Annotated in this window: 20 protein-coding genes; 12 read left to right on the top strand and 8 right to left on the bottom strand. The window is 72.9% G+C overall.

Annotated features, from left to right (window positions below; all coding sequences use genetic code 11):
* Positions 1-61: 61 nt before the first annotated feature.
* From E8D34_RS00915 to pknB, 7 genes are read left to right on the top strand one after another with little or no spacing between them, the layout of a single operon-like run.
* Positions 62-808: a DUF3662 and FHA domain-containing protein gene (locus E8D34_RS00915; protein WP_136592687.1), complete on the top strand. Its 747-nt coding sequence runs from the start codon at positions 62-64 to the stop codon at positions 806-808.
* Positions 801-1,274: an FHA domain-containing protein gene (locus tag E8D34_RS00910; protein ID WP_136592686.1), complete on the top strand. Its 474-nt coding sequence runs from the start codon at positions 801-803 to the stop codon at positions 1,272-1,274. Before E8D34_RS00915 ends, E8D34_RS00910 begins: the two co-directional genes overlap by 8 nt.
* Positions 1,275-2,708 carry a protein phosphatase 2C domain-containing protein gene (locus tag E8D34_RS00905; RefSeq protein WP_136592685.1) on the top strand — a complete coding sequence of 478 codons (1,434 nt, stop codon included), beginning with the start codon at positions 1,275-1,277 and terminating at the stop codon, positions 2,706-2,708. It begins immediately after the preceding gene.
* 7 nt (positions 2,709-2,715) lie between these two features.
* Positions 2,716-4,128: an FtsW/RodA/SpoVE family cell cycle protein gene (locus E8D34_RS00900; protein WP_136592684.1), complete on the top strand. Its 1,413-nt coding sequence runs from the start codon at positions 2,716-2,718 to the stop codon at positions 4,126-4,128.
* A complete protein-coding gene (locus E8D34_RS00895; RefSeq protein ID WP_136592683.1) occupies positions 4,125-5,627 on the top strand; it encodes a penicillin-binding protein 2 in 1,503 nt (500 codons plus the stop codon). The genes E8D34_RS00900 and E8D34_RS00895 overlap by 4 nt, the downstream gene beginning before the upstream one ends.
* Positions 5,624-7,156 (top strand): serine/threonine-protein kinase, encoded by a 1,533-nt coding sequence (locus E8D34_RS00890; protein ID WP_136592682.1) that lies wholly within the window; start codon positions 5,624-5,626, stop codon positions 7,154-7,156. The genes E8D34_RS00895 and E8D34_RS00890 overlap by 4 nt, the downstream gene beginning before the upstream one ends.
* The gene (gene pknB / locus E8D34_RS00885; protein ID WP_136592681.1) at positions 7,153-9,108 is read left to right on the top strand and encodes a Stk1 family PASTA domain-containing Ser/Thr kinase; all 1,956 of its coding nucleotides are present in this window, start codon (positions 7,153-7,155) and stop codon (positions 9,106-9,108) included. Before E8D34_RS00890 ends, pknB begins: the two co-directional genes overlap by 4 nt.
* Positions 9,109-9,244: 136 nt before the next feature.
* Here pknB and E8D34_RS00880 read toward each other — a convergent pair whose 3' ends face one another.
* Complete coding sequence (locus E8D34_RS00880; protein ID WP_136592680.1) at positions 9,245-10,036, bottom strand: DUF881 domain-containing protein; 792 nt, start codon at positions 10,034-10,036, stop codon at positions 9,245-9,247.
* A 66-nt stretch (positions 10,037-10,102) separates the two neighbouring features.
* On the opposite strand from E8D34_RS00880, the gene E8D34_RS00875 reads away from it, so the two are divergent.
* Complete coding sequence (locus E8D34_RS00875; protein WP_240771013.1) at positions 10,103-10,615, top strand: cell division protein CrgA; 513 nt, start codon at positions 10,103-10,105, stop codon at positions 10,613-10,615.
* A gap of 247 nt (positions 10,616-10,862) precedes the next feature.
* Here the strand turns inward: E8D34_RS00875 and E8D34_RS00870 are convergent, their stop codons facing one another.
* From E8D34_RS00870 to E8D34_RS00860, 3 genes are read right to left on the bottom strand one after another with little or no spacing between them, the layout of a single operon-like run.
* Complete coding sequence (locus E8D34_RS00870) at positions 10,863-12,290, bottom strand: AMP-binding protein (RefSeq protein ID WP_136592679.1); 1,428 nt, start codon at positions 12,288-12,290, stop codon at positions 10,863-10,865.
* Positions 12,291-12,304: 14 nt separating this feature from the next.
* The gene (locus E8D34_RS00865) at positions 12,305-13,222 is read right to left on the bottom strand and encodes a rhomboid family intramembrane serine protease (RefSeq protein WP_136592678.1); all 918 of its coding nucleotides are present in this window, start codon (positions 13,220-13,222) and stop codon (positions 12,305-12,307) included.
* A gap of 5 nt (positions 13,223-13,227) precedes the next feature.
* Complete coding sequence (locus E8D34_RS00860; protein WP_136592677.1) at positions 13,228-13,740, bottom strand: peptidylprolyl isomerase; 513 nt, start codon at positions 13,738-13,740, stop codon at positions 13,228-13,230.
* 200 nt (positions 13,741-13,940) lie between these two features.
* Between E8D34_RS00860 and E8D34_RS20995 the strand changes: the two genes are divergently transcribed.
* Positions 13,941-14,303 (top strand): hypothetical protein, encoded by a 363-nt coding sequence (locus E8D34_RS20995; RefSeq protein ID WP_206056490.1) that lies wholly within the window; start codon positions 13,941-13,943, stop codon positions 14,301-14,303.
* A 119-nt stretch (positions 14,304-14,422) separates the two neighbouring features.
* Here the strand turns inward: E8D34_RS20995 and E8D34_RS00850 are convergent, their stop codons facing one another.
* The 4 genes from E8D34_RS00850 to E8D34_RS00835 form a co-directional block, all read right to left on the bottom strand.
* Positions 14,423-14,761, bottom strand: coding sequence for a DUF3817 domain-containing protein (locus tag E8D34_RS00850; RefSeq protein ID WP_136592676.1), 339 nt, complete (start codon positions 14,759-14,761; stop codon positions 14,423-14,425).
* A complete protein-coding gene (locus E8D34_RS00845) occupies positions 14,758-15,594 on the bottom strand; it encodes an SURF1 family protein (protein ID WP_136592675.1) in 837 nt (278 codons plus the stop codon). Before E8D34_RS00845 ends, E8D34_RS00850 begins: the two co-directional genes overlap by 4 nt.
* A 67-nt stretch (positions 15,595-15,661) precedes the next feature.
* Positions 15,662-17,071, bottom strand: a complete 1,410-nt coding sequence (locus tag E8D34_RS00840; protein ID WP_136592674.1) for an FAD-dependent oxidoreductase — start codon at positions 17,069-17,071, stop codon at positions 15,662-15,664.
* Between the two features lie 206 nt (positions 17,072-17,277).
* Positions 17,278-18,582: a cytochrome P450 gene (locus E8D34_RS00835; RefSeq protein ID WP_136592673.1), complete on the bottom strand. Its 1,305-nt coding sequence runs from the start codon at positions 18,580-18,582 to the stop codon at positions 17,278-17,280.
* Between the two features lie 144 nt (positions 18,583-18,726).
* Here E8D34_RS00835 and E8D34_RS00830 point away from each other — a divergent pair, with 144 nt between their 5' ends.
* The 3 genes from E8D34_RS00830 (at position 18,727) to E8D34_RS00820 (ending at position 23,438) form a co-directional block, all read left to right on the top strand.
* Complete coding sequence (locus E8D34_RS00830) at positions 18,727-19,530, top strand: beta-phosphoglucomutase family hydrolase (protein WP_136592672.1); 804 nt, start codon at positions 18,727-18,729, stop codon at positions 19,528-19,530.
* Positions 19,531-19,583: 53 nt separating this feature from the next.
* Positions 19,584-22,061, top strand: coding sequence for a glycosyl hydrolase family 65 protein (locus tag E8D34_RS00825; protein ID WP_136592958.1), 2,478 nt, complete (start codon positions 19,584-19,586; stop codon positions 22,059-22,061).
* A 99-nt stretch (positions 22,062-22,160) separates the two neighbouring features.
* On the top strand, positions 22,161-23,438 hold the full coding sequence (locus tag E8D34_RS00820; RefSeq protein ID WP_240771012.1) for an MFS transporter: 1,278 nt from the start codon (positions 22,161-22,163) through the stop codon (positions 23,436-23,438).
* Positions 23,439-23,550 lie beyond the last annotated feature (112 nt).

The raw sequence follows: 23,550 nt of genomic DNA, 5'->3' as shown, positions 1-23,550 counted from the left end.
GTTCCAGCACGCAGCAAACGACCCGACGCCGATGTCGGGCTCTGAGAGGGGGTGCCTACCCGTGGGAGGACTTCAGCGTTTCGAGGAGCGACTCGAACGGGCGATCTCGGGCATCTTCGCCCGGACCTTCCGCTCCGCCGTGCAGCCGGTGGAGATCGCCGCCGCGCTCCAGCGGGAGCTGGACAACAAGGCGCAGGTGATCTCCCGCGAGCGGCGGATCGTGCCCAACACCTTCCACGTCGAGCTCTCCGCGGGGGACCTGGACCGGATGGCCGCCTACACCGGCACCCTCGCCGACGAGCTGTGCGACCAGCTCCGCGACCACGCCGACCAGCAGGGCTACGTCTTCCCGGGCCCGGTACGGATCGACTTCGATCGTGCCGAGGACCTGAGCACCGGCCGGTTCCGCGTGCTGAGCAAGGCCGAGGCCTCGGTCACCGACCGCCACCACCCGAACGGCCCGGCCGCCACCGGCCGCTCCAGCCGCGCCGTGCTCGAGATCAACGGCACCCAGCACCCGCTCTCCGCGCCCGGCGCGATCGTCGGCCGCGGCAGCGACGCCGACCTGCGGATCAACGACCCCGGCGTCAGCCGCCAGCACGCGCAGTTCCTGGTCAGCCAGTCCAGCACCGGGCAGGGCCCGGTGCAGATCGAGGTGCACGACATGGGCTCCACCAACGGCATCCGCGTCGACGGCCAGAAGGTCACCCGCGCCGTGCTCCGGGACGGCTCCCGGGTCCAGATCGGCCACACCGACCTGGTGCTGCGCCTGCACCACGAGAACCAGCAGGGGGGCGGCGGTGCCTGAGCTCACCCTGTTCCTGGTGCGCATCGCGTACCTGGCGATCCTGTGGATCTTCGTCCTCTCCGCGGTCTCGGTGATCCGCTCCGACATGTTCGGCGCCCGGATGCCCAGCCCGGCCGCGGCCGCGCCGCAGCCGCGCGCGGCCAAGCAGAAGGCCGCCACCCCCAAGAAGCGCGGTACGCCGACCCACGTCGCCGTGGTCCAGGGTCCGAACTCGGGGATCACCGCCGACCTGGCCGACGCGCCGATCCTGATCGGTCGGGGCAACGACGCCGCCATCAAGCTCGACGACGACTACGTGTCGACCCGTCACGCCCGGATCGTGCACAGCAACGACCAGTGGCTCGTCGAGGACCTCGGCTCCACCAACGGCACGTACCTGGGCACCCAGCGGATCACCCAGCCGGTGCCGATCGGCCTGGGCTCGCAGGTCCGGATCGGTAAGACGATCGTGGAGCTGAGGAAGTAGATGAGCCAGACCGAGCCCCTGCCGGCTCCCCCCAGGCAGCTCCGGCTCCGGTACCACGCCGTCTCCGACGTCGGCCGGGTGCGCAAGGACAACCAGGACTCCGGGTACGCCGGCCCCTGGCTGCTCGCGGTGTGCGACGGCGTCGGCGGCGCCGCCCGCGGCGACATCGCCTCCAGCACCGCGATCACCGAGCTGCGCACGCTCGACGAGCCGCCCAGCAACATCGACCTGCTGACCCGCCTCAGCGACGGGATGCACGACGCGCACGACTCGATCGGCCACCAGGTCGACCAGGACCCGGCGCTCAACGGCACCTCGACGACCGCCACCGTCGCCCTCTTCGACGGCCAGCGGCTGGCCGTCGGCCACGTTGGCGACTCCCGCGCCTACCTGCTGCGCGACGGCGAGCTCTCCCAGCTCACCAACGACCACACCCTGGTGCAGAGCCTGATCGACGAGGGCCGGATCACCGAGGCCGAGGCCCGGGTGCACCCGCACCGCAACCTGATCCTCAAGGCCCTCGACGGCCTGCACGAGGTCGAGCCCGACCTGTTCGCCCTCGAGCTGGTCCCCGGCGACCAGCTCTTCCTGTGCAGCGACGGTGCCTGCGGCGTCCTCGAGGACGACCGGATCGCCCGGATCCTGCGCGGCAGCACGCCCGAGTTCGCGGCCGTCGAGATGGTGCGCGCCAGCCTCGACGCGGGCAGCTCCGACAACGTGACCTGCGTCGTCGCGGAGGTGATCACCGCCGAGGCGGCCGACGCCGACCCGCACTTCGCCGCCCTGCAGCCCGAGGTGGTCGGCGCCGCGGCGGAGCTGAAGCGGCGGATGCCGCGCGCCCTGTTCCGCGGGCACCGCTCCGGCGACACCGGCGAGATGGAGCCGATCGACGCGGAGATCCCCGCCGGCATCGACCACGTCATCCAGGCCGACCCGATCGACCCCGAGGCCTACCGCTACGCCCCGCGCGCCCCGCGCCGCTACGGCTGGGCGCGGCGCCTGCTGGCCCTCGCCGTGCTCGCCGGCCTCGCGTGGAGCCTGCTGGCCACCGGCTACTGGTGGACCCAGCGCCAGTACTACGTCGGGGAGTCCGACGGCTTCGTGACGATCTACCGCGGCGTCAGCGGCATCCCGGGGCTCTCCAGCGTCTACCAGACCAGCGACCTCGCGGTGGAGGACCTCTCCGAGGTGGACCGCCTCAGCGTGGAGGACGGCCAGGCCGCCTCCGACCTCGAGAACGCGGAGAAGATGGTGCGCGACCTCGCCGAGCGCGGCGCCGCCGACGACAGCGACGACTCCGACGAGACCACCTTCCCGACCGACTCCACGACCGACGCGACCGAGCCGCCCGGCTCCGAGTCCGCGCCGACCGCGCCGACCACGGAGGCCCCCACCGAGGCCGGCGCGAGCGTCGACCAGGCCGGCCAGGGCTGAGCCGACGATGACGACGAACTCGGCCCCGATCGGCTTCGCGCACCGCCGACGGCGGGGCGCGGAGCTCTTCCTGCTCGTGCTGGCGCTCGCCGTCGGCATCGGCGCCTACGCCGCGGTCGGCCTCGGCGTGGACGGGGAGGTCCCCGCCAACCTGCTCGGGTACGGCGGCTGGCTGACCGCCCTGATCGTCGCCGCCCACGTCACGGTCCGCCTCGTCGCGCCGTACGCCGACCCGGTGCTGCTGCCGGTCGTGGCGGCCCTCAACGGGCTCGGTCTGGCGATCATCCACCGCATCGACCTGGCCGTGGACACCGGCAACGCGAGCCGCCAGCTGGTCTGGATGAGCCTCGGCGTCGGGCTGTTCGTGGCGACGCTGGTGCTGATCCGCGACCACCGCGTCCTGCAGCGCTACACCTACACGTTCGGGCTGGCCTCGATCGTGCTCCTGCTGCTGCCGATGCTGCCCGGCATCGGCAACGAGGTGAACGGCGCGCGGATCTGGATCCGGGTCGGCCCGATCGGCTTCCAGCCCGGCGAGATCGCGAAGGTGCTGCTGGTCCTGGCGTTCGCCAGCTACCTGGTGCAGCACCGCGACGCGCTCGCCCTGGCCGGGCGCCGGATCCTCTTCATCGACCTGCCCCGCGGCCGCGACCTGGGCCCGATCCTCACCATGTGGGGGGTCAGCCTGGCGATCCTGGTCCTGCAGAAGGACCTCGGCTCCAGCCTGCTCTTCTTCGGGCTCTTCCTGGTCATGCTCTACGTGGCCACCGAACGACCCGGGTGGCTGGTGGTCGGCGGGCTGATGTTCCTCGGCGGCGCGGTGGCGGCGTACGTGTTCGTGCCCCACGTGACGCAGCGGGTCGACATCTGGCTCGACCCGTTCGAGGACCGCAACGGCGACGGCTACCAGCTGGTGCAGAGCATCTACTCGTTCTCCTGGGGCGGGATGATCGGCCGCGGACTGGGCCAGGGCATGCTCACCCTGGGCTCCGGGGACAACGTGCACCTGCGCGTGCCCGAGGCGCACAACGACTTCATCATGGCCGTGATCGGCGAGGAGCTCGGCCTGACCGCCGTGATGGCGGTGCTGCTGATGTACGGGCTGATCGTCGAGCGGGCGCTGCGCGCGGCGCTGATCGCCCGGGACGGCTTCGGCAAGCTGGTCGCCACCGGCCTCGGCACGGTCATCGCGATCCAGGTCTTCGTGGTCACCGGCGGCGTCACCCGGCTGGTCCCGCTGACCGGCCTGACCACGCCGTTCCTCTCGGCCGGCGGCTCGTCGCTGGTCGCGAACTGGGTGATCATCGCGCTGCTGCTGCGGATCTCCGACCACGCCCGCCGCCCCGCGCCGGCGGTCGCCAGCCCCACCGGCGAGCTGGACCAGATGAACACCCAGATCGTGAAGGTGGTGCCGCGATGAACAAGCCGATCCGCGCGGTGTCCCTCTTCTGCATGGTGCTGTTCCTGGCACTGATGGTGAACGTCACCTACCTGCAGTTCTGGAAGGCCGACGACTACAACAGCGACCCGGCCAACGCCCGCTCCGCGGAGGCCTCCTTCGCCCGCGAGCGGGGCCTGATCCTGGCCGGCAGCGCCCCGGTGGCGCGCAGCAAGCCGGTCGACGACCAGTTCAAGTACCTGCGGGTCTACCCCAAGCCGTTCCTCTACGCGCCGCTCACCGGCTACCTGCAGCTGGGCACGCAGACCGGGATCGAGCGCTCGCAGAACGACATCCTCTCCGGCGAGGACCCCCGGCTGTTCGTGAACCGGCTGGTCGACATGCTCCAGGGCGACAGCAACCAGGGCGGCAACGTCGTCCTGGCCATCAACCAGCGCGCCCAGCGGGTCGCCTACGACAAGCTGCAGGAGACGATCGGACCCGACGGCGAGGGCTCCGTGGTCGCCATCGAGCCCAAGACGGGCCGGGTGCTGGCGATGGTGTCGCTGCCGACGTACGACCCGAACAAGCTGGCCAGCCACAACGCCACCGAGCGCACCCGCACCTACGAGCGGCTCGACACCGACGACAGCGAGCCGCTGCTCAACCGCGCGATCCAGACCCGGCTCTTCCCCGGCTCGACCTTCAAGGTGGTCACCGCGGCCGCGGCGATCGAGAACGGCCTCTACACCGTCGACGACAACGTGCCCTCCGGCGCGACCTACCAGCTGCCCGGGACAACCGGCGAGCAGAACGTCGTCGACAACGAGGGCCGCTACCTGTGCGACGCCGCCGAGGTGCCGTTCCGGACCGCGATGGCGCAGTCCTGCAACACCGCGTTCGCCCGGATGGCGGTCGAGCTGGGGCCGGAGAAGATGCGTGCCCAGGCCGAGGCGTTCGGCTTCAACAGCGAGTACCTGGAGGACCTGCCCGGCCAGGTCGAGTCGGTCTACCCGACGTCGGTCACCGACCCCGGTGCCGACGAGTCCCGCGAGCTGAACGACGCGGAGACGGCCCGCACCGGGTTCGGCCAGTTCGAGGTCCAGGCGACGCCGCTGCAGATGGCGATGGTCGCGGCCGCGATCGGCAACCGCGGTGGCCTGATGCGGCCCTACACCGTCGAGGAGCTGCAGACCGCCGACTACCAGACGCTGGAGAGCACCGACCCCGACCAGCTGGGCGAGGCGATCTCCCCGAGCACGGCGAGCCAGCTGGCCGAGCTGATGGTCGACACCGTCGACGGCGGCACCGCCTCGCCCGCGGCGATCCCCGGCGTGGACGTCGCCGGCAAGACCGGCACCGCCGAGCGCGGCATCGCCGGCGCGCCGCCGTACGGGTGGTTCATCTCCTTCGCCCCCGCCGAGAACGCGCAGGTCGCGGTCGCGGTGATGATCCAGGAGGCCCCCGGCCAGCAGATCGCCGGCGGCCAGCTCGGCGGCCCGATCGCGAAGGCCGTGATGGAAGCGGTGATGGAGAAGTGACCGAGCGCTACGCGGACCCGGCCCACCGGTACCGCCTCGACGCCAAGATCGCCACCGGCGGCATGGGCGTGGTCTGGCGTGCCACCGACATGCGGCTCGGCCGGACCGTGGCGGTGAAGGTGCTCAAGAGCGAGTACGCCGAGGACATCACCTTCCGCACCCGCTTCGAGACCGAGGCCCGCAGCGCGGCCGCGCTGCACCACCCCGGCATCGCCGGCATCTTCGACTACAGCGCCGAGGGCGCGACGTACCCCGAGGAGTCCGCGCCGTTCCTGGTGATGGAGTACGTCGAGGGCGAGCCGCTCTCGGCGCTGCTGGCCCGCGCCAAGGACGCCGGCCGCACCCTCGACGTCGAGGCCGTCCGCACCCTGATGGCACAGACCGCCGACGGCCTCGCCGTCGCCCACGCGGCCGGCATCGTGCACCGCGACATCAAGCCCGCCAACCTGCTGATCACGCCCGAACGGCAGGTCAAGATCACCGACTTCGGCATCGCCCGGGCCGGCGACAGCACGGCGATCACCCGCACCGGCGCGGTGATGGGCACCCCGCAGTACCTCTCCCCCGAGCAGGCCCGCGGCACCACCTCGACGCCGGCCTCCGACGTCTACAGCCTCGGCATCGTCGCCTTCGAGTGCCTGGCCGGCTACCGGCCGTTCGAGGCGGAGACCCCGGTGGCGACCGTCCTGGCGCACCTGCAGAAGCCGGTCCCCGACCTCCCCGACACCGTGCCGGCCGACCTCGCCGCGGTGGTCCGCCGGGCGATGGCCAAGGAGCCTCGCGACCGGTTCCCGGACGGCGCGGCGTTCGCCGCCGCGCTGCGCGACCCCTCCCGGTTCCTGCCGCCGCCCGGCGCGGGCACGGTCCTGGACCCCGCCACCGCGGTGATGCCGGCGGCGACCGGGGTCGTGCCGCCGGTCTCGCCCGGCACCGGCGAGGTGCCCGACGTGGGCCACCTGGACCCCGTCGCGGCCTACGAGGGCACCGAGGAGGACGACGGCGGGGTGCGCTGGGGCATCGTGATCGCGGTGATCCTGGTCGTCCTCGCCGTGGTGCTCGGCGCCTTCCTGCTGCTCGGCGGCGACGGCGACGACGAGCCCGAGGCGCCGGCGACGACCGCCTCCAGAGCGCCCACCACCGAGACCACCCCGACCACGCCGAGCGAGCCGACCACGAGCGCGACCACGGAGGACACCTCGGTCACCATCAACGCCGACGACTACGTCGGCGAGGACGTCCGGACCGTGGAGAGCGAGCTCTCCGCCCTCGGCCTGCGACCCACCCTGGTGGAGCAGACCAACGACGGCTCCCAGACCGCCGGCGTGGTCACCTCGGTCACCCCCTCGGGCACCGTGCAGCGTGGCGACACGATCACGGTCACCTACTGGGGCGCCGCGCCGCCGCCGACCACCAGCGCGGCGCCGACCACCACCGCGCCCACGACGCCGACCACGGCACCGCCCACCACCGCGCCCACGACGGCCGCGACCACCGAGAGCACCAGCGCAGAGGAGGGTGTTCAGCCATGAGCACCGGACCGACCGAATCCAGCACCGTTGGCGGTCGCTACCAGCTCGGCGAGCTGCTCGGCCGCGGCGGCATGGCGGAGGTCCGCAAGGGCACCGACGACCGGCTCGGCCGCGTGGTCGCGGTGAAGCGACTCCGCACCGACCTCGCCAGCGACGCGACGTTCCAGGCCCGGTTCCGCCGCGAGGCCCAGTCGTCGGCGTCGCTGAACCACCCCGCGATCGTCGCCGTCTACGACACCGGCGAGGAGCCCTCCGCCGACGGGACCGCGATCCAGCCCTACATCGTGATGGAGTACGTCGAGGGCCGGACGCTGCGCGACGTGCTCCGCGAGGGCCGCAAGATCCTGCCCGAGCGGGCGCTGGAGATCACCAGCGGCGTGCTCTCCGCGCTGGACTACAGCCACCGCGCCGGGATCATCCACCGCGACATCAAGCCGGGCAACGTCATGCTGACCAAGGCCGGCGACGTGAAGGTGATGGACTTCGGCATCGCCCGCGCGATGAGCGACGCCGCGTCCTCGATGACCCAGACCGCGGCCGTCGTCGGCACCGCCCAGTACCTCTCCCCCGAGCAGGCGCGCGGCGAGACCGTCGACTCCCGCTCCGACGTCTACTCCGCGGGCTGCCTGCTCTACGAGCTGCTCACCGGCCGGCCGCCGTTCGTCGGCGACTCCCCGGTCGCGGTGGCCTACCAGCACGTGCGCGAGCAGGCCGACCCGCCCTCGACGCACGACCCCGACCTGTCCCGCGACATCGACGCGATCGTGATGAAGGCGCTGGCCAAGCGGGTCGAGGACCGCTACCAGTCGGCCGCCGCGATGCGCACCGACATCGAGCGCTACCTGGCCGGCCGGCCGGTCTCGGTCGTGCTGCCGCCGACGGTGCCGACCCCGGCCCCCGACCCGAACGCCGACACCGCGGTCCGCGCGCCGGTGCCGCCGGCCCCGAACGACGACGGCCGCCGTAGCAAGGCCCCGCTGTGGATCCTGCTCGGCGTCCTGCTCGCCGCGCTGCTGGCCACGGCGTTCGTGGTGTGGCCCAAGCTCTTCCCGGAGCGGGAGGTGCAGGTCCGGGTGCCCGACGTGTTCCGGATGACGGAGGCCGACGCCCGCGACGCCATCGGCGACGCCGGGCTGCTGATCGGCGACGTCACCTTCCGCAACGACGAGAACATCGACGCCGGGCTGGTGAGCGAGCAGAGTCCGGACGGCGGCGACTACGTCGCCGCCGAGACCGAGATCGACCTGACCGTCTCCACCGGGCCCGGGGAGTTCCCGCTCCCCGACGTGACCGGCAGGAAGAAGACAGCCGCGATCAACCAGCTGGTGGAGGCCGGCGTCGCGCGACGCAAGATCTCCGAGACCTCCTGCGACGCCGACGACGCCCAGGGCACCGTGGTCGAGCAGACCCCCCGCGGCGGCACCTCGGTGGCCAAGGACGTCAGCGTCGAGCTGTGCATCTCCGACGGTCCCGAGGAGGTGCCGGACGTCATCGGTCTGCCCCAGAAGCAGGCCGAGGCCGCGATCGAGGACGCCGGCTTCAACCCCGTCGTCCGCGACTACTCCGGCGAGACCACCGACCCGAAGGGCACCGTGGTCGACCAGGTGCCCGGCGGCGACCAGACCCGCGACCAGGGCTGGGACGTCGTCATCTTCGTCTCCACCTACGAGGAGCCGAAGGACCGCGACGGCGACGGACTGACCGACGACCAGGAGGCCGAGCTCGGGACCGACCCGAAGAAGGCCGACACCGACGGCGACGGGCTCGACGACAAGGCCGAGGTCGACGCCGGCACGGACCCGACGAACCCGGACACCGACGGCGACGGCGTCTCCGACGGCACCGAGGTGCAGCAGGGCAGCGACCCGCTGGATCCGTCCAGCCGGCCTTCGCAGGGCGACCAGGGCGGCGACCGGCGGCGGTTCTGGCCCACCACGCCGCCCCGGGACTGACCGCGGCGGCCACGGCATGGGCCGTCCCGGAGGCCTCCGCCTCCGGGACGTGCCGACGGGGCTGGGTCTCGGGCTGGGTCTCAGGCGAGGTCTCGGGCGAGGGGTCGGGCGAGGTGTCGGGCGCGCTGCGGGGCGGTCAGCGCAGCGGTACGGCGTACCGCATCTCGTGGACGCCGGTGAACGCCGGTGCGACCACCTCGTCCTCGACGTCCATCGCCCAGCCGACGGCGATCGTCGGGTCCGCGGCGTCCGCGCGGTAGCCGCTGACCAGCGGGTCCGACGCGATCGAGGTGACCAGGTCGACGGGGTCGCCCACCGCCTCGATCACGTAGGGCTGCGGGTAGGGGACTCCCTGGAGCTGGACGGCGTTGCCCTCGCACTTGATGCCGGTGGTGGAGACGACCCGCTGACCGGCGATGGTCACCGCGCTGGCACCGCCCAGCCAGAGCGCGTTGACGACGGCCTGGATGTCCTGCTGGTGCACGACGAGCCGGTTGAGGTTGAGGTCGGTGCCGGCGTCGATCGCGGCGGCGAGGACGTCCTCGGGCGCGTCGGAGAGGGTCACCGAGACGCCGGGGCCCTGGCGCGGCTCGAGGCCGGCCGAGTCCTTGAGCTCCGCCACCTTGCCCTGGGCCCGGGCCACGCCGGCGTCGGCGATGTCGTTGGTGAGCGCCTCGACCTCGTCGGTGAGCGCCTGGCGCCGGTCCTCCAGCGACCGGTAGCTGGCCGCGTCGGCCTCGACCACGCCGGCGAGGTCGGTGTAGCGACCCGGCCGCAGGTCGGTGCCCTCGCTGTCCACGGCCGAGGTCACGAAGAGCGCTCCGGAGAGCAGCACGACGACCGGGGTGCCGATCCGCCACACGTGAGCCCGCCGGTTCGCCTCGGGCGAACGGTGGCCGTGCGACTCCTCGGCATGGACACCCGTCATACTGACTAGGGTAGGCGCGGCGCTCGCGCCGATCCGCACCACCCCGTACTGCCGAGGAGTCTCCCCGTGGCCAAGCCGTCCCGCCTGCCGAAGATCCGCAAGGAAGGCTCGGCCTCCATCGACCCCGATCGCGGTCCGGTCTTCACGCCCCGGTTCGTGATCGCGCTCGCGCTCATGGTGCTCGGCATCGCCTGGATCCTCTACACCTACGTCGGTGTGCGCCCCGAGGACGGCTGGGGTGCGATCAACCTCGACACCGGCAAGGAGAACGCCGCCGGCGGCCCCGGGTTCATGCAGGACCTGGAGAACTGGAACTACCTGATCGGCTTCGGCCTCTTCTTCGTGGGCCTGCTGGCCGCCGCCCACCCGTCCACGCCGCTGGGTCGTGGCCGCGGCGTCGTGGTCGGCATGCTCGGCTGCTTCCTGCTCGGCCTGGTCTGGATCTGCTGCTACTACATCTTCCTGACCGGCCAGGACCCGGCCGACATCCCGATCTTCAACGACCTGGGCCAGAAGAACCTCTTCGTCGGCATCGGGTTCATGGCCACCGGCTTCGCGTTCGCCACCCGCTGGGAGTAGGCCGAGCCGGGCCCCAGGCCCCCGCGAGCCGGGCCTCAGGCACCCGCGAGCCGGGGCACCAAGCCATTCAGACGGGGGCTTCCGACCACGTGTCGGAAGCCCCCGTCTCGCATGTCCCGGACCCCCGGCTCGGCGGGTTTTCCCCAGGTTCTTCCACAGTCTGGGGAGGAGTTACACCGATGTAGTTCTCCCCAACCTGTGGAGAATCCTGGGGAGAACTACCTCGGTGTCAGTCCTCCCCACCGCGTCAGAGCAGCAGCTTCTTCTGGACCTTGCCCATCGCGTTGCGCGGCAGCGTGTCCACGAAGACCACCTCGCGCGGCCGCTTGTGCCAGGAGAGCCGCTCGGCGACCAGGTCCGCGAGCGCCCCACCGAGCCCCGGCGCCGGAGCCGCGGCCGGCACCACGAACGCCGTCACCCGCTGACCGAGGTCCGCGTCGGGGAGTCCGACCACGGCCACCTCCGCGACCGCGGGGTGGTCCAGCAGCACCGACTCGATCTCGCCGCTGCCGATCCGGTAGCCGCCGGACTTGATCAGGTCGATCGACGCGCGGCCCACGATCCGGTGGAAGCCGCCGGCATCCCGGGCCGCGATGTCGCCGGTGACGAACCAGCCGTCCTTGCTGAAGGAGCCGGCGGTCGCCTCGGGGCGGCCGAGGTAGCCGTCGAACAGCGAGGGACCACGCACCTCGAGGCTGCCGATCGACTCACCGTCGGCCGGCACCGGCTCCCCGGTCTCCTCCGAGACGATCCGGGTCTCGGAGGCGCCGACTGGGACCCCCACCCAGCCGGGCCGACGCTCCCCGTCGGCCCGCGCACTGAGGGTGATCATCGTCTCGGTCATGCCGTAGCGCTCCACGGGCCGGTGGCCGGTGAGCGCCGCGAGGCGGGCGAACACCGAGGCGGGCAGCGGCGCGCTGCCCGAGACCAGCAGCCGGGCACGGGAGAGCGCGCGGGCCGCCGGCGGGTCGGCGGCGACCCGCCCCCACACCGTCGGTACGCCGAAGTACAACGATCCGCCCGCGGCGGCGTACCCGGCGGCAGTGGGCCGCCGGGTGTGGCGCAACGGGGAACCGAAGCGCAGCGGGCCGAGCGTGCCCAGGATCAGGCCGTGGGTGTGGAAGAGCGGCAGGCCGTGCACCAGCCGGTCCTCCTCGGTCCAGGCCCAGGCCTCGGCGAGCCCGTCCAGGCCGGCGGCGATCGCCTCCGCGCTGAGCTCGACGCCCTTGGGCGCCCCGGTCGTGCCCGAGGTGTAGAGGATCAGGGCCGGCCGACCGGTGTCGGACCGGTCGCCGGCGCCGGCGCCGGCGGTCGCGCTCGCGCTCGCGCTCGCGGCGGGGTGGACCACGGGCAGGTCGACGCCGTCACGGGTCGGGCCGGACCAGGCCACCGCGCGGCTGTCGCTGACGATGTGCGCGACCTCGGTCGGGCCGGCGTCCGGCGGGACCGGGACCACCGGCACGCCCGCGGCGAGGCAGCCGACGACGGCGACCACGGTGTCCAGCGACGGCTCGGCCAGCACCGCGACGGGGCCGTCCGAGGCGATGCCGGCGGCGAACCGGCCGGAGGCCTCGACCAGGTCGCCGCGCGAGAGCGCGTCGTCCCCGACCCGGACGGCGACGGCAGCGTCGGTGGCGCCCGGGTGGTCGACCAGGGAGCTGAGCAGCGGCGTCATGCGCTCGGCCCGGCTCAGCTGAGCTGCACGACGCGCAGCGCCGTGGCGGCGAGCAGGAGCGCGGTGAAGCCGGCGACGCCGGCCCACTGGACGGTGCCGCGCCTCGGGCCGCGGGGCGCGAGGACCAGGATCGCGGCGACCAGGGCGCCGCCGAGCAGGCCGCCGACGTGGCCCTGCCAGGAGATGTTGGTGCCGGGCATGAAGGTGATCAGCACGTTGAGCGCGAGCCAGCCCCACAGCCCGGAGATGTCGGCCTTCATCTTGGTGCCGATCACGAGCAGCGCACCCATCAGGCCGAAGACCGCCCCCGATGCGCCCAGCGTGAGCTGGTACTGGCCGGAGAGCCAGAACACCGACACCGAGCCGGCCAGCGCGGAGACCAGGTAGAGCGCCACGAAGCGGGCACGGCCCAGCACGTGCTCGAGCTGCGGTCCCAGGAACCACAGGGCGAGCATGTTGAAGCCGATGTGCAGCGGTTGGACGTGCGCGAACGCGCTGGTGATGAGCTGCCAGTACGCGCCGTCGGCGACGCCCGGCAGCCACGTCCCGCCGTTGGCCAGGCAGGCGGAGCGGGCGACGTCGAAGTGGCCCGGCCCGAGCTGGCACAGGCCGTTGGGCCGCAGCGCCAGCAGGTCGACCAGCCGGCTGCCGGCCCCGCCCGTGGGCAGGATCGCCGCCCAGACGGCGACGTTGATCCCGATCAGCGTGACCGACACCGAGCCCGGCTTGCCCGAGCGGATCCCGCCGTACGTCGTACGTCCGGCGCGGGTCGCCTTCGCCCCCTCGGAGACGCAGGAGGGGCACTGGAACCCGACGGCCGCCTCGCGCATGCAGTCGGGGCAGATCGGCTGCCCGCACCGCTGGCAGCGGATGTAGGACTCACGGTCGGGGTGCCGGTAACAGGTCGGCACCCCGGCCGTAGGTTCCGTCATCGAGGTCAGGCGCCGATGATCTCGACGGACTCGATGACCACGGGCTCGATCGGGCGGTCCATCGCGCCGGTCGGCGTGGTCGCGATCGCGTCGACCACGTCGCGGCTGGACTGGTCGGCGACCTCGCCGAAGATCGTGTGCTTGCGGTTCAGCCAGTCGGTCGGAGCGACGGTGATGAAGAACTGCGAGCCGTTGGTGCCCGGGCCGGCGTTGGCCATCGCGAGCAGGTAGGGCTTGTTGAAGACGAGCTCGGGGTGGATCTCGTCCTTGAACTGGTAGCCCGGGCCGCCGGTGCCGGTGCCCAGCGGGCAGCCGCCCTGGATCATGAAGTTCGGGATGACCCGGTGGAAGCCGAGGCCGTCGTAGAACGGGCCGCTGCGGCCGTTGCCGGCGTCGTAGGCCTTCTCCCCGGTCGCGAGACCGGTGAAGTTGGCGACCGTCTCCGGCGCGTGGTTCGGGAACAGGTTGACGGTGATGTCGCCCTTGTTCGTCTTCAGGACGGCCTGGAGATCTGCCATGGCGGTTGTCGATCCTCACGTCGTTGTGTGCCCGGACCCGGATGCCCGGAGCGTGGGGTGGTGCCGTGCCGCCGCGCGCGGCGGGTCGGTGCGTCGATCCTACGGTGGACGCGGGTGGTCGCCGACAGCCACCCGTGGTGGGATGGGCGCAGACCAGGCACCACCGACCGGTGGGCCGAGCGGCAGAAGGGACCCCCACCATGGCGAAGCTCAAGAAGCTGGTGATCGTCGCAGGCCTCGGCGTGGCGGTGGCGGCCGTCGCCAAGCGCCTCCAGGGCGGCGGCGCGGGCAGCGAGTGGCAGTCGTCCGCCGGCCCCTCGGCGACGATCCCGCCGGTGCCCCCGACGCCGCCGATGCCCGAGCCCGAGCCGACCCCCGCGCCCGAGCCCACACCCACCCCCGAGCCCGAGCCGACCCCGGGACCGGAGACGGTCGCCGAGCCGGATGCGGACGCCGAGCCGGCGCCCGACCCGCTGACGGACCCCATCGACGAGGTCGAGGCCGCGGCCGAGCAGGCGGACGCGACCGAGGAGAAGCAGACCGAGGAGAAGCCGGCCGAGTGAGGCTCCGGTGGTTGAGGTGCGAGCGAAGCGAGCCTCGAAACCACCAGACCCGCGTGACGGGCCTTGGCTTCGAGGCTCGGCCGCAGGCGGCCTCGCACCTCAACCGCCGGCGGGACCGGTCAGGCGTCGGCGAGCTCGGCGGCGAGGTCGTCGCGCAGCTGCAGCGCGACCTTGTGCTCGACCCAGAAGATCAGGCCGGGGATCAGACCGGCGATCATCATCAGCAGGAACTGCGGGAGCGCCCAGCGCGCCTTCTGGGTCAGCATGAAGGCGATGATCACGTAGACGATGTAGATCCAGCCGTGGACCATCCAGACGATGTCCAGGTCCTCGCCCAGGCGCTGCGGCCCGGTGCCCTGGGCGAACCCGTACTTGAGGACGGCGTCGAGCGTGCCGACCAGGAGCAGGACGCCGACGATGTAGGCCAGCACCCGGTAGGTGGTGAAGAGCTTCGTCACGACTCCGAGGCTACGGGGTCTCCCTGCGCCGGCATCGAATCGTCGCCGGCGTCAGCCTCGTCACCCGAGCCGTCCGGACCGGCCTCGCCACCGGCGTCCCGACGGGCCTCCTGGAGCGCTTCGCGCACGTACCGCCACCAGAGGAAGGCAGCGAAGCTGGCGAAGACCCACCACTCGATGGCGTAGAGGATGTTCCGCAGGCCGGTGAACCGGCTGACCTCCGGCATCTGGTCCAGCGTCGCCGCGGCCAGGCCCGGCTCGGGCTCCTCGGCCACGACGTAGGCGCCGTACAGGTCCTGGTCGACGCGCTGGACGAGGTCGGCGATCCGCACCTGGGGAAGCACGTCGTCGCTCGGGTCGGGGTCGGTCTCGCCGGTGCCCTCGCCGGGCTGCAGCCAGCCGACCAGCTCGCCGGTCTCCCCGGGAGCCGGTACGTCGGCCGGGTCGGTGCCCGCGGGCACCCAACCGCGCACCACCGGGATCGCGGGGGCCGTGGCGTCGCCGTCGGTCAGCGGCGTCACCACCCAGCTGCCGTCCGCGCCGTCGGCGGCTTCCCGGCCGGAGACCAGGACGGTGCCCTCGGGCAGCCAGGTGCCGGCCACCTCGACCGGGCGGCCGAGTCCGGCGCGCGGGAACGGGTCGTCGGGGCCGATCAGGTCCTGCAGCGGCACGGGCGCGGCCTCGGTGAGGTCGACGCGCTCGGCGGCGCGGCGCGCCTGCCAGGCGTCGTACTGCCAGACGCCGAGGCTGATCGCCACGGAGACCAGCACCAGCGCGATGACGTGTGCTCCCAGCAGCTGCGGGTGCCACCAGCGAACGGCCCTCTGCTCCACCCGGTCAGGGTAAGCGCTGGCTCCTCGGCGCCCCGCTTCGGCGGGGTCCCCGTGGCCGGCGACGTGATCAGAGCCTCTCGGCCAGCCGCCGGGCCGCGACCTGCAGCACCTCCCAGGCGGTCGCGAACGGCGGCGCGTAGGACAGGTCCATCCAGGCCAGGTCGTCCACCGTCATCCCGCCCCACAGCGCCGCCGCCGCGGCGTCGATCCGCTTGCCGGCCCCCGGCCCGCCGACCACCTGCACGCCGAGCAGGCGACGGTCGGACCGGTCGGCGAGCACCTTGATGGTGATCGGCTCGGCCTCCGGCATGTAGCCGCTGGCGGTGGTGCCCTCGGTGACGAGGGAGGCGACGTCGTGGCCGGCCTCGAGGGCCTGCTCGGTACCGAGGCCGGTGCGCGCGACCTCGAGGTGCTCGCCGCCGGCGGCGAACCGGGTGATCGCCGTGCCGAGCACCCCGCCGAACTGCCACCCGGCGCCGAGCAGGTTGGCGCCGAGGATCCGGCCGGTCTTGTTCGCGTGCGTGCCCAGCGGCACGAACGCGCGCTGTCCGGTGATCCGGTGCCGGTACTCGCAACAGTCCCCCGCCGCCCAGATCCCGGGCGCGACCCGGCCGCCGGGGTCGGGCAGGTAGCCCCCGTTCTCCCCGAGCGGGAGGCCTGCGGCGCGCCCCAGGGCGGTGGTCGGCTCGACGCCCAGCGCGGGCACCACCAGGTCCGCCGGAAGCCGCTCCCCGGCGGTGGTGACCACCGCCCGGACCCGGCCCCCCTCGCTGACCACCTCGCCGATCTCGACGCCGGAACGCAGCACGACCCCGGCCCCGGCGAGGTCCTCGGCGATCCGGTCCCCGAGCTCCTCGTCGAGGCTGCTCATCACCCGCGAGCGGGTGACCAGGGTGGTCGCGACGCCGCGGCGCAGGAACGCCTCGGCCATCTCGATGCCGAGGTAGCCGGCGCCGACGACCACCGCACGCGGCCCGGCTCCGTGGTCGTGGCCGCCCCGGGCGGCGGCCGCGGTCTCGGCCTCGGCGATCAGCTCGTTCCAGCGGGCGCCGTCGACGAGCGTCTTCACCGAATGGATCCCGGCGATCGGCTCGCCGTCCCGCTCCGCCCAGTCGGGGTGCACCGGGTGCGCACCGGTGGCGAGCACCAGCTCGTCGTACCGGAGGGCCTCCTCGGCCCCGTCGGCGGTGGTCGCGGTGACGGTGCGCCGCACGGGGTCGAGGGCGGTGGCGCGGGTGTGCAGCCGCAGGTCGATGCCGGCCGAGCGGTGCTCCTCGGCGGTGCGGGCGACCAGCTCCTCGCCGTCACCGACCTCGCCGGCGATCCAGTACGGGATGCCGCAGGCCGAGTACGACGTGTCGCCGCCGGCCTCGAGCACCACCACCTCGACCGGCCGGCCGGCCGCACGGGCGCGGCGCAGCGCGGTGTGCGCCGCGCTCATCCCGGCGGCGTCGCCGCCGACCACCACGATCCTCATCGGGGTGAGCCTAGGGGGCAGGCGCAGGGCGCCTCGGTGTCGAGGCTCGGCGCCGGGGCGCCTCGCACCTCAACCAGCAGTGGCCGGTGGTTGAGGTGCGAGCGACGCAGCTCAACCAGCGGTGGCCGGTGGTTGAGGTGCGAGCGAAGCGAGCCTCGAAACCACCCGACCCCCGGCTCGGCGGTTCCTCACCCCCGGCTCGGCGGTCAGACGGCGGCGCGATCGGCGCCGAACAGGTGCACCGGGAGCGCCTCGACGCCGTACACGGCCGAGAGCTTGCGGAAGTCCAGCTCGGAGATGTCGTTGGCCATCGCCAGGTCGGGGAACCGCTCGACCAGCATCCGCAGCGCCGTGCGCAGCTCCATCCGGGCCAGCTCCGCGCCGACGCAGCGGTGCATGCCCCAGCCGAACGAGAGGTGCCGGACGGGCTCGCGGGTGGGGTCGAAGGTGCCCAGGTCGTCGCCCAGCACCGGGTCCCGGTTGGCGGCGAGCAGGGAGACGCCGACGCAGTCGCCCTCCTTGATCGGGACCCCGCCGATCACCACGTCGCGCTTGGCGAAGCGGAGGAAGGCGAGCTGGACCACGCACAGGTAGCGCAGCAGCTCCTCGATCACCCGGTCCACCGACGCCGGGTCCGAGCGCAGCATCCGCGCCGCCTCGGGCGTGGAGGCGATCAGGTAGGTGCCCATCGCCAGCATGCTGGCGCTGGTCTCGTAGCCGCCGAGGAAGACGCCGTCGGCGATGCCGCCGAGGGTGACGTCGTCCAGCTCGTCGCCGTACTCGGCGATCATCGCGCCGATCAGCCCGTCGCCGGGGGCGAGCCGCTGCTCCTTGACCGCGTTGATCAGGAACTCGCGGGTCTGCGCCTGCGCGCCGAACGCGCCGGCGCCGCCGCCGGAGAGGTCGAACCGGGCCACGCCGAGCTCGAAGAAGCGCCTCCGGTCCTCGACCGGCAGGCCGAGCAGGTCGCAGATCACCTCGAAGGGGACCGCGAACGCGAACTCGGCGACGACGTCGACCGGGCGGCCCTCCTCGGCCGCGGCCGCCATCGCGTCCAGGCGGCCGGCGACGACCGCCTCGATCGAGGGCTGCAGCCGGGCCAGCCGGCGCATCGTGAACTCCGGGGTCAGGTAGCGGCGCAGCTGGGTGTGCAGCGGCGGGTCGGTCATGCCGAGCCCACCGATCTGCTCCTCCTCGGTGCGGCCCTCCTGGGAGACGAACTGGCCCAGGTCGTTGGACCAGGTCTCGGCGTCGCCGGAGAGCACCTCACGCGCCGCGTCGTAGCCGGAGACCAGCCACACGCCGCGGCCGAACAGCTCGGCGAGCCGCTTGACCGGCTCCTCGGCCTGGGTCCTCATCAGCCCCGGCAGCGGGTCCAGACCGTCGCGCTTCAGCGGGAGGCTGAGCGCGTCCGGGAAGAAGCGGAGCTTGCGCAGGTCGATGCCGTTGCGCATGGTGCGGTTCAGCACCCACAGGCCGAGGTACCGCTTCAGGGAGCCGAACAGCTGCATGAGGCGTATTCCACCAGAACAGGCACCCCTTTCACCTCGGGGTTGCCCCTGATCCTCCGAGTGGCGTACGGCACGTCGCGGCGCCACACGGGAGGTTCACCGCGATGAAACCGCGAACGACTCGACGCTGGCTACGCTGCAGGAATGGACTGGAGCGACTACGAGGCTGCCCTGTTCGACCTGGACGGCGTCGTCACGCCGACCGCCGAGGTGCACATGCACGCGTGGGCGAAGATGTTCAACGACTTCCTCGCCGCGCGGGGTGACTCCGCGCCGTACACCGCCGAGGACTACTTCACCTACGTCGACGGCAAGCCGCGCTCCGACGGCGTCCGCTCGTTCCTCGCCTCACGCGGGATCGAGCTGCCCGACGGCTCGCCGGACGACGGCCCCGAGGCCGAGACCGTGCACGGGCTCGGCAACCGGAAGAACGGCTACTTCGGGCAGGTGCTCGCCGACGAGGGCATCGCGCCGTACCCGGGCTCGCTGCGCCTCCTCGACCTGCTCCGTGAGCGGGGGACGCCGATGGCGATCGTCTCCTCCTCCCGCAACGCGCCCGACGTCCTGGAGGCGGCCGGGGTCAGCCACTACTTCCCCGTGGTCGTGCACGGCGGCGTCGCCGCGGAGCAGGGGCTGGACGGCAAGCCGGCCCCCGACACCTTCCTGTACGCCGCCCGCGAGCTCGGCGTCACCGCCGACCGCGCGGTGGTGCTGGAGGACGCCGTCAGCGGCGTGCGCGCCGGCGCGGCCGGCGCGTTCGCCCTGGTGATCGGCGTGGACCGCGGCGTGGGCGCCGACCAGCTGCGCGACGCCGGCGCGGACGTCGTGGTGACCGACCTGGACCAGCTCCTCCCGCCCGGTGGGGCCGGTGGGGCCGGCGCGACCGGCGCGACCGACGCGACCGGCGCGACCGACGGCGAGACCGCGGAGTCGGGGGCGGAGCGGTGAACGCCCAGCACGACCTCGGGCCGTCCCACATCGCTCCCCCGGTCGCGGACCCGATGGACCGCACCCGGTTCCCGGTGGACACCTGGCGCCTGGTGGAGACCCGGTTCGACTCCGACGACCTGGGCACCACCGAGTCGCTGTTCAGCGTCGGCAACGGCTACCTGGGCCTGCGCGGCAACTACGAGGAGAGCCGCGACGCGCACGTCGACGGCACCTTCATCAACGGGTTCCACGAGACCTGGCCGATCAACCACGCCGAGGAGGCCTACGGCTTCGCGCGGATCGGCCAGACGATCGTCAACGTCCCCGACCCGAAGGTGATCCGGCTCTACGTCGACGACGAGCCGCTCCAGCTCTCCACCGCCGACCTGCTGGAGTACGAGCGATCGCTCGACCTGCGCGAGGGCGTGCTGACCCGCGACCTGCTCTGGCGCACCCCGGGCGGCAAGAAGGTGCGGATCCGCTCGACCCGGATGGTGCCGCTGGGGCAGCGGCACCTCGCCGTGATGACCTTCGAGGTCACCGTGCTCGAGACCCGCGCCTCGATCGCGATCTCCTCCCAGCTGCTCAACCGGCAGGACCGCCAGGAGCAGCCGGTCGAGGGACCCCAGAACCACGACACCACCGCCAGCGACCCACGCAAGGCCGAGGCCTTCAACCGCCGCGTGCTGCAGCCGGCCCACCAGCACGCCGACGCCGGGACCGGCCGGCTGGAGCTGGCCTACAAGACCACGGAGTCCGGGATGACGCTGGGCGTGGTCGCCGATCACCGGATCGACACCGACTGCCGCTACAGCGCCGAGGCGATCGCCGAGGACGACATGGCGAAGGTGATCTACCGCGTCGCCGCGGAGCCGATGACGCCGATCAGGATCACCAAGATCGTCTCCTTCCACACCGCCGACTCGGTGCCGCCGCGGGAGCTGATCGACCGCGCGCAGCGGACCTTGGCGCGCACGTGGGAGCAGGGCGTCCAGCACGAGTTCGACGAGCAGCGCTACTGGCTGGGCAAGTTCTGGGAGGCCGCCGACGTCGAGATCCCGGGCCACGAGGCGCTGCAGCAGGCGGTCCGCTGGAACCTCTTCTCGATCCTGCAGGCCTCGGCGCGCGCCGAGGGCCAGGGGATCGCCGCCAAGGGCGTGACCGGCTCGGGGTACGGCGGTCACTACTTCTGGGACACCGAGATCTACGTGATGCCGTTCCTGACCTACACGATCCCGTGGGCGGCGCGGAACGCCCTGCGGTTCCGCTACACGCTGCTCGACTCCGCCCGCAGCCGCGCCCGCGAGCTGGCCCAGAAGGGCGCGCTCTTCCCGTGGCGCACGATCAACGGCCACGAGGCGTCGGCCTACTACGCCGCGGGCACCGCGCAGTACCACATCGACGCCGACATCGCGTACTCCCTCAGCCAGTACGTCGGCGCCTCCGGCGACCTCGACTTCCTGGCCCGCGAGGCGATCGACATCTTCGTCGAGACCGCGCGGCTCTGGGCCGACCTGGGGTTCTGGCGCGACGAGACCCGGCGCACCTTCCACATCCACGGCGTCACCGGGCCGGACGAGTACACGACCGTGGTGAACGACAACCTGTACACGAACGTGCTCGCGCGCTTCAACCTGCGTCGCGCGGCGCACGCCGTGTGGGACCTCAAGCGCGAGGACCCGATCGCCTACGCGCAGCTGGTCCGTCGTACCGGGCTGACCGACGACGAGCCCGACGAGTGGGCCGAGGCGGCGCAGAGCATGGCGATCCCCTACGACGACCACCTCGGGATCCACCCCCAGGACATGCACTTCCTGGAGCGGGAGATGTGGGACCTGGAGAACACCCCGCTGGAGAAGCGGCCGCTGCTGCTGCACTACCACCCGCTGGTGATCTACCGGTTCCAGGTGCTCAAGCAGGCCGACGTGGTGCTCGCGCTGTTCCTCCAGGGCGAGGAGTTCACCGCGGAGCAGAAGAAGGCCGACTTCGACTACTACGACCCGATCACCACCGGCGACTCCACCCTCTCGGCGGTGGTGCAGTCGATCATCGCCGCCGAGGTCGGCTACCACGACCTCGCGCTGCGCTACTTCCTCTCCGCGCTCTTCGTCGACCTCGACAACCGGCACAACAACACCGCCGACGGCGTCCACGTCGCCTCCACCGGCGGCGTCTGGTCGGCGCTGGTCTCCGGCTTCGGCGGGTTCCGCGACATCGGCGCGCAGTACGGCGAGCGGCAGTGGCAGATCGATCCGCGGCTGCCGGTGCGCTGGGACGAGCTCTCGTACAAGCTGACCCTCAAGGGGACCCGCGTGAAGGTCACGGTGCGCACCGACGAGGTCGAGCTGGAGCTGGAGGAGGGTCCCGGGCCGCTGACCTTCGACGTCCGGGGCAAGGTGGTCACGCTGGCCGGGGACGGGGAGGACTCCTCGGTGCGGGTGCCGCTGACCCACCAGGGGCCGCGTCTGGACGGGGAGCCCGCCAACCCCGCCGGCATCCAGCGGTCCGACGGGACGGTGATCTCCGCGATCGTGCCGTCGGGCGACTGATCGCCGGCGGGGTGACCCCACGAGCCCCAGGACGCCCTCCGCTATCCAGATAGCGAGATCACCGTCTCATTTATCGGGACGCGGGTGTTGACTGACCGCGTGGCCGTCACTCCGACCCCGGACGCTCCGCCCGCGTGGCAGCGGGTCAGCGCGGGGCGTCGCTGGGCGATGCTCGCCAGCTCGACGGCGGCCCAGGCGGCCTCGGCCGCGATGGTCACCGGACCGGCGTTCCTGATCCCCCAGCTGCACACCGCCTACGGGATGAGCCTGGGCGAGGCCGGGCTGGTCGCCTCGGCACCGCTGCTCGGGATGATGCTCACGCTGATCGCGTGGGGCGTCGTGGTCGACCACCGCGGCGAGCGGTTCTCGCTGCTGGTCGGACTGGTCGCGGCCGCGGTCGGCGGCGGGCTGGCGATCGCGGGGGCCGCGACCGGTGACCCGGGTGGCTCCGCCGATGCGGCGCGCGGACCGGTGGTCGCGATGGCGCTGGCCCTGGTACTGGCCGGCGCCGCCTCGGGCGCGACGAACTCCGCCTCCGGCCGGGTCGTCGTCGGCTGGTTCCCGCCCGAGCGGCGCGGGCTGGCGATGGGGATCCGGCAGACCGCCCAGCCGCTCGGGGTCGGCCTGGCCGCGGCGACGATGGCGGTGCTCGCCGAGCGGGCCGGCATCGGCGCGGCGCTGTGGGTGCCGACCGCTGCCTGCGCGCTGGCGGCGGTGGTGGTCGCCGCGGTGGTGCTCGACCCGCCCCGACCGCAGCGGCACGAGGCGCCGGCGCACGCCGCCAACCCCTACCGCCAGGACCGCTTCCTGGCCCGGATCCACGGCGCCTCGGTGCTGCTGGTCGGCCCGCAGTTCCTCGTCTGGACCTTCGGCCTGACCTGGCTGATCGACGACCTCGGCTGGTCGGCCGCGGCCGCCGGCCTGCTGATGCTCGGCACCCAGCTGGTCGGCGCCGGCGCGCGGATCGGCGCCGGCTGGTGGTCCGACGTCGCCGGCAGCCGGATGCGCCCGATGCGCCAGGTCGCGGTCCTGGCCGCGGTCACCATGCTGGCGCTCGGCGCCGCCGCCGCGGCGTCCGGCTCCGTGGCGTGGCTGACCGGGGCGGCGGTGCTGCTGCTGGTCGCCGCCTCGGCGATCACCGTCGCCGACAACGGCCTGGCCTTCACCGCGGTCGCCGAGCGCGCCGGCCCGTTCTGGTCGGGCCGGGCGATGGGCATGCAGAACACCGCCCAGCACCTGATGGCGGCCGCCGTCCCGCCGGTCGCCGGGCTGACCATCACCCACCTCGGCTACGGCGCCGCCTTCGCGATCGCGGCGGCGCTGCCGCTGGCCGCCGTACCGCTGGTGCCGGTTGCGCACGAGCGACTCATTTCTTAGCCAGCCGGCCTCACGCATCACCTATTCTGACTACGCCGGGCGGCAGATCGACCCGGCGACCATCTCGGGTGGCCCAGCATCTCCTGCTCCGCTCCCGAAAGGTTCTGCCACG

It is taken from the genome of Nocardioides sp. GY 10113 (assembly GCF_004919105.1).
Classification (GTDB): Bacteria; Actinomycetota; Actinomycetes; order Propionibacteriales; family Nocardioidaceae; genus Nocardioides.
This window is presented reverse-complemented; position numbering and strand designations above follow the sequence as displayed.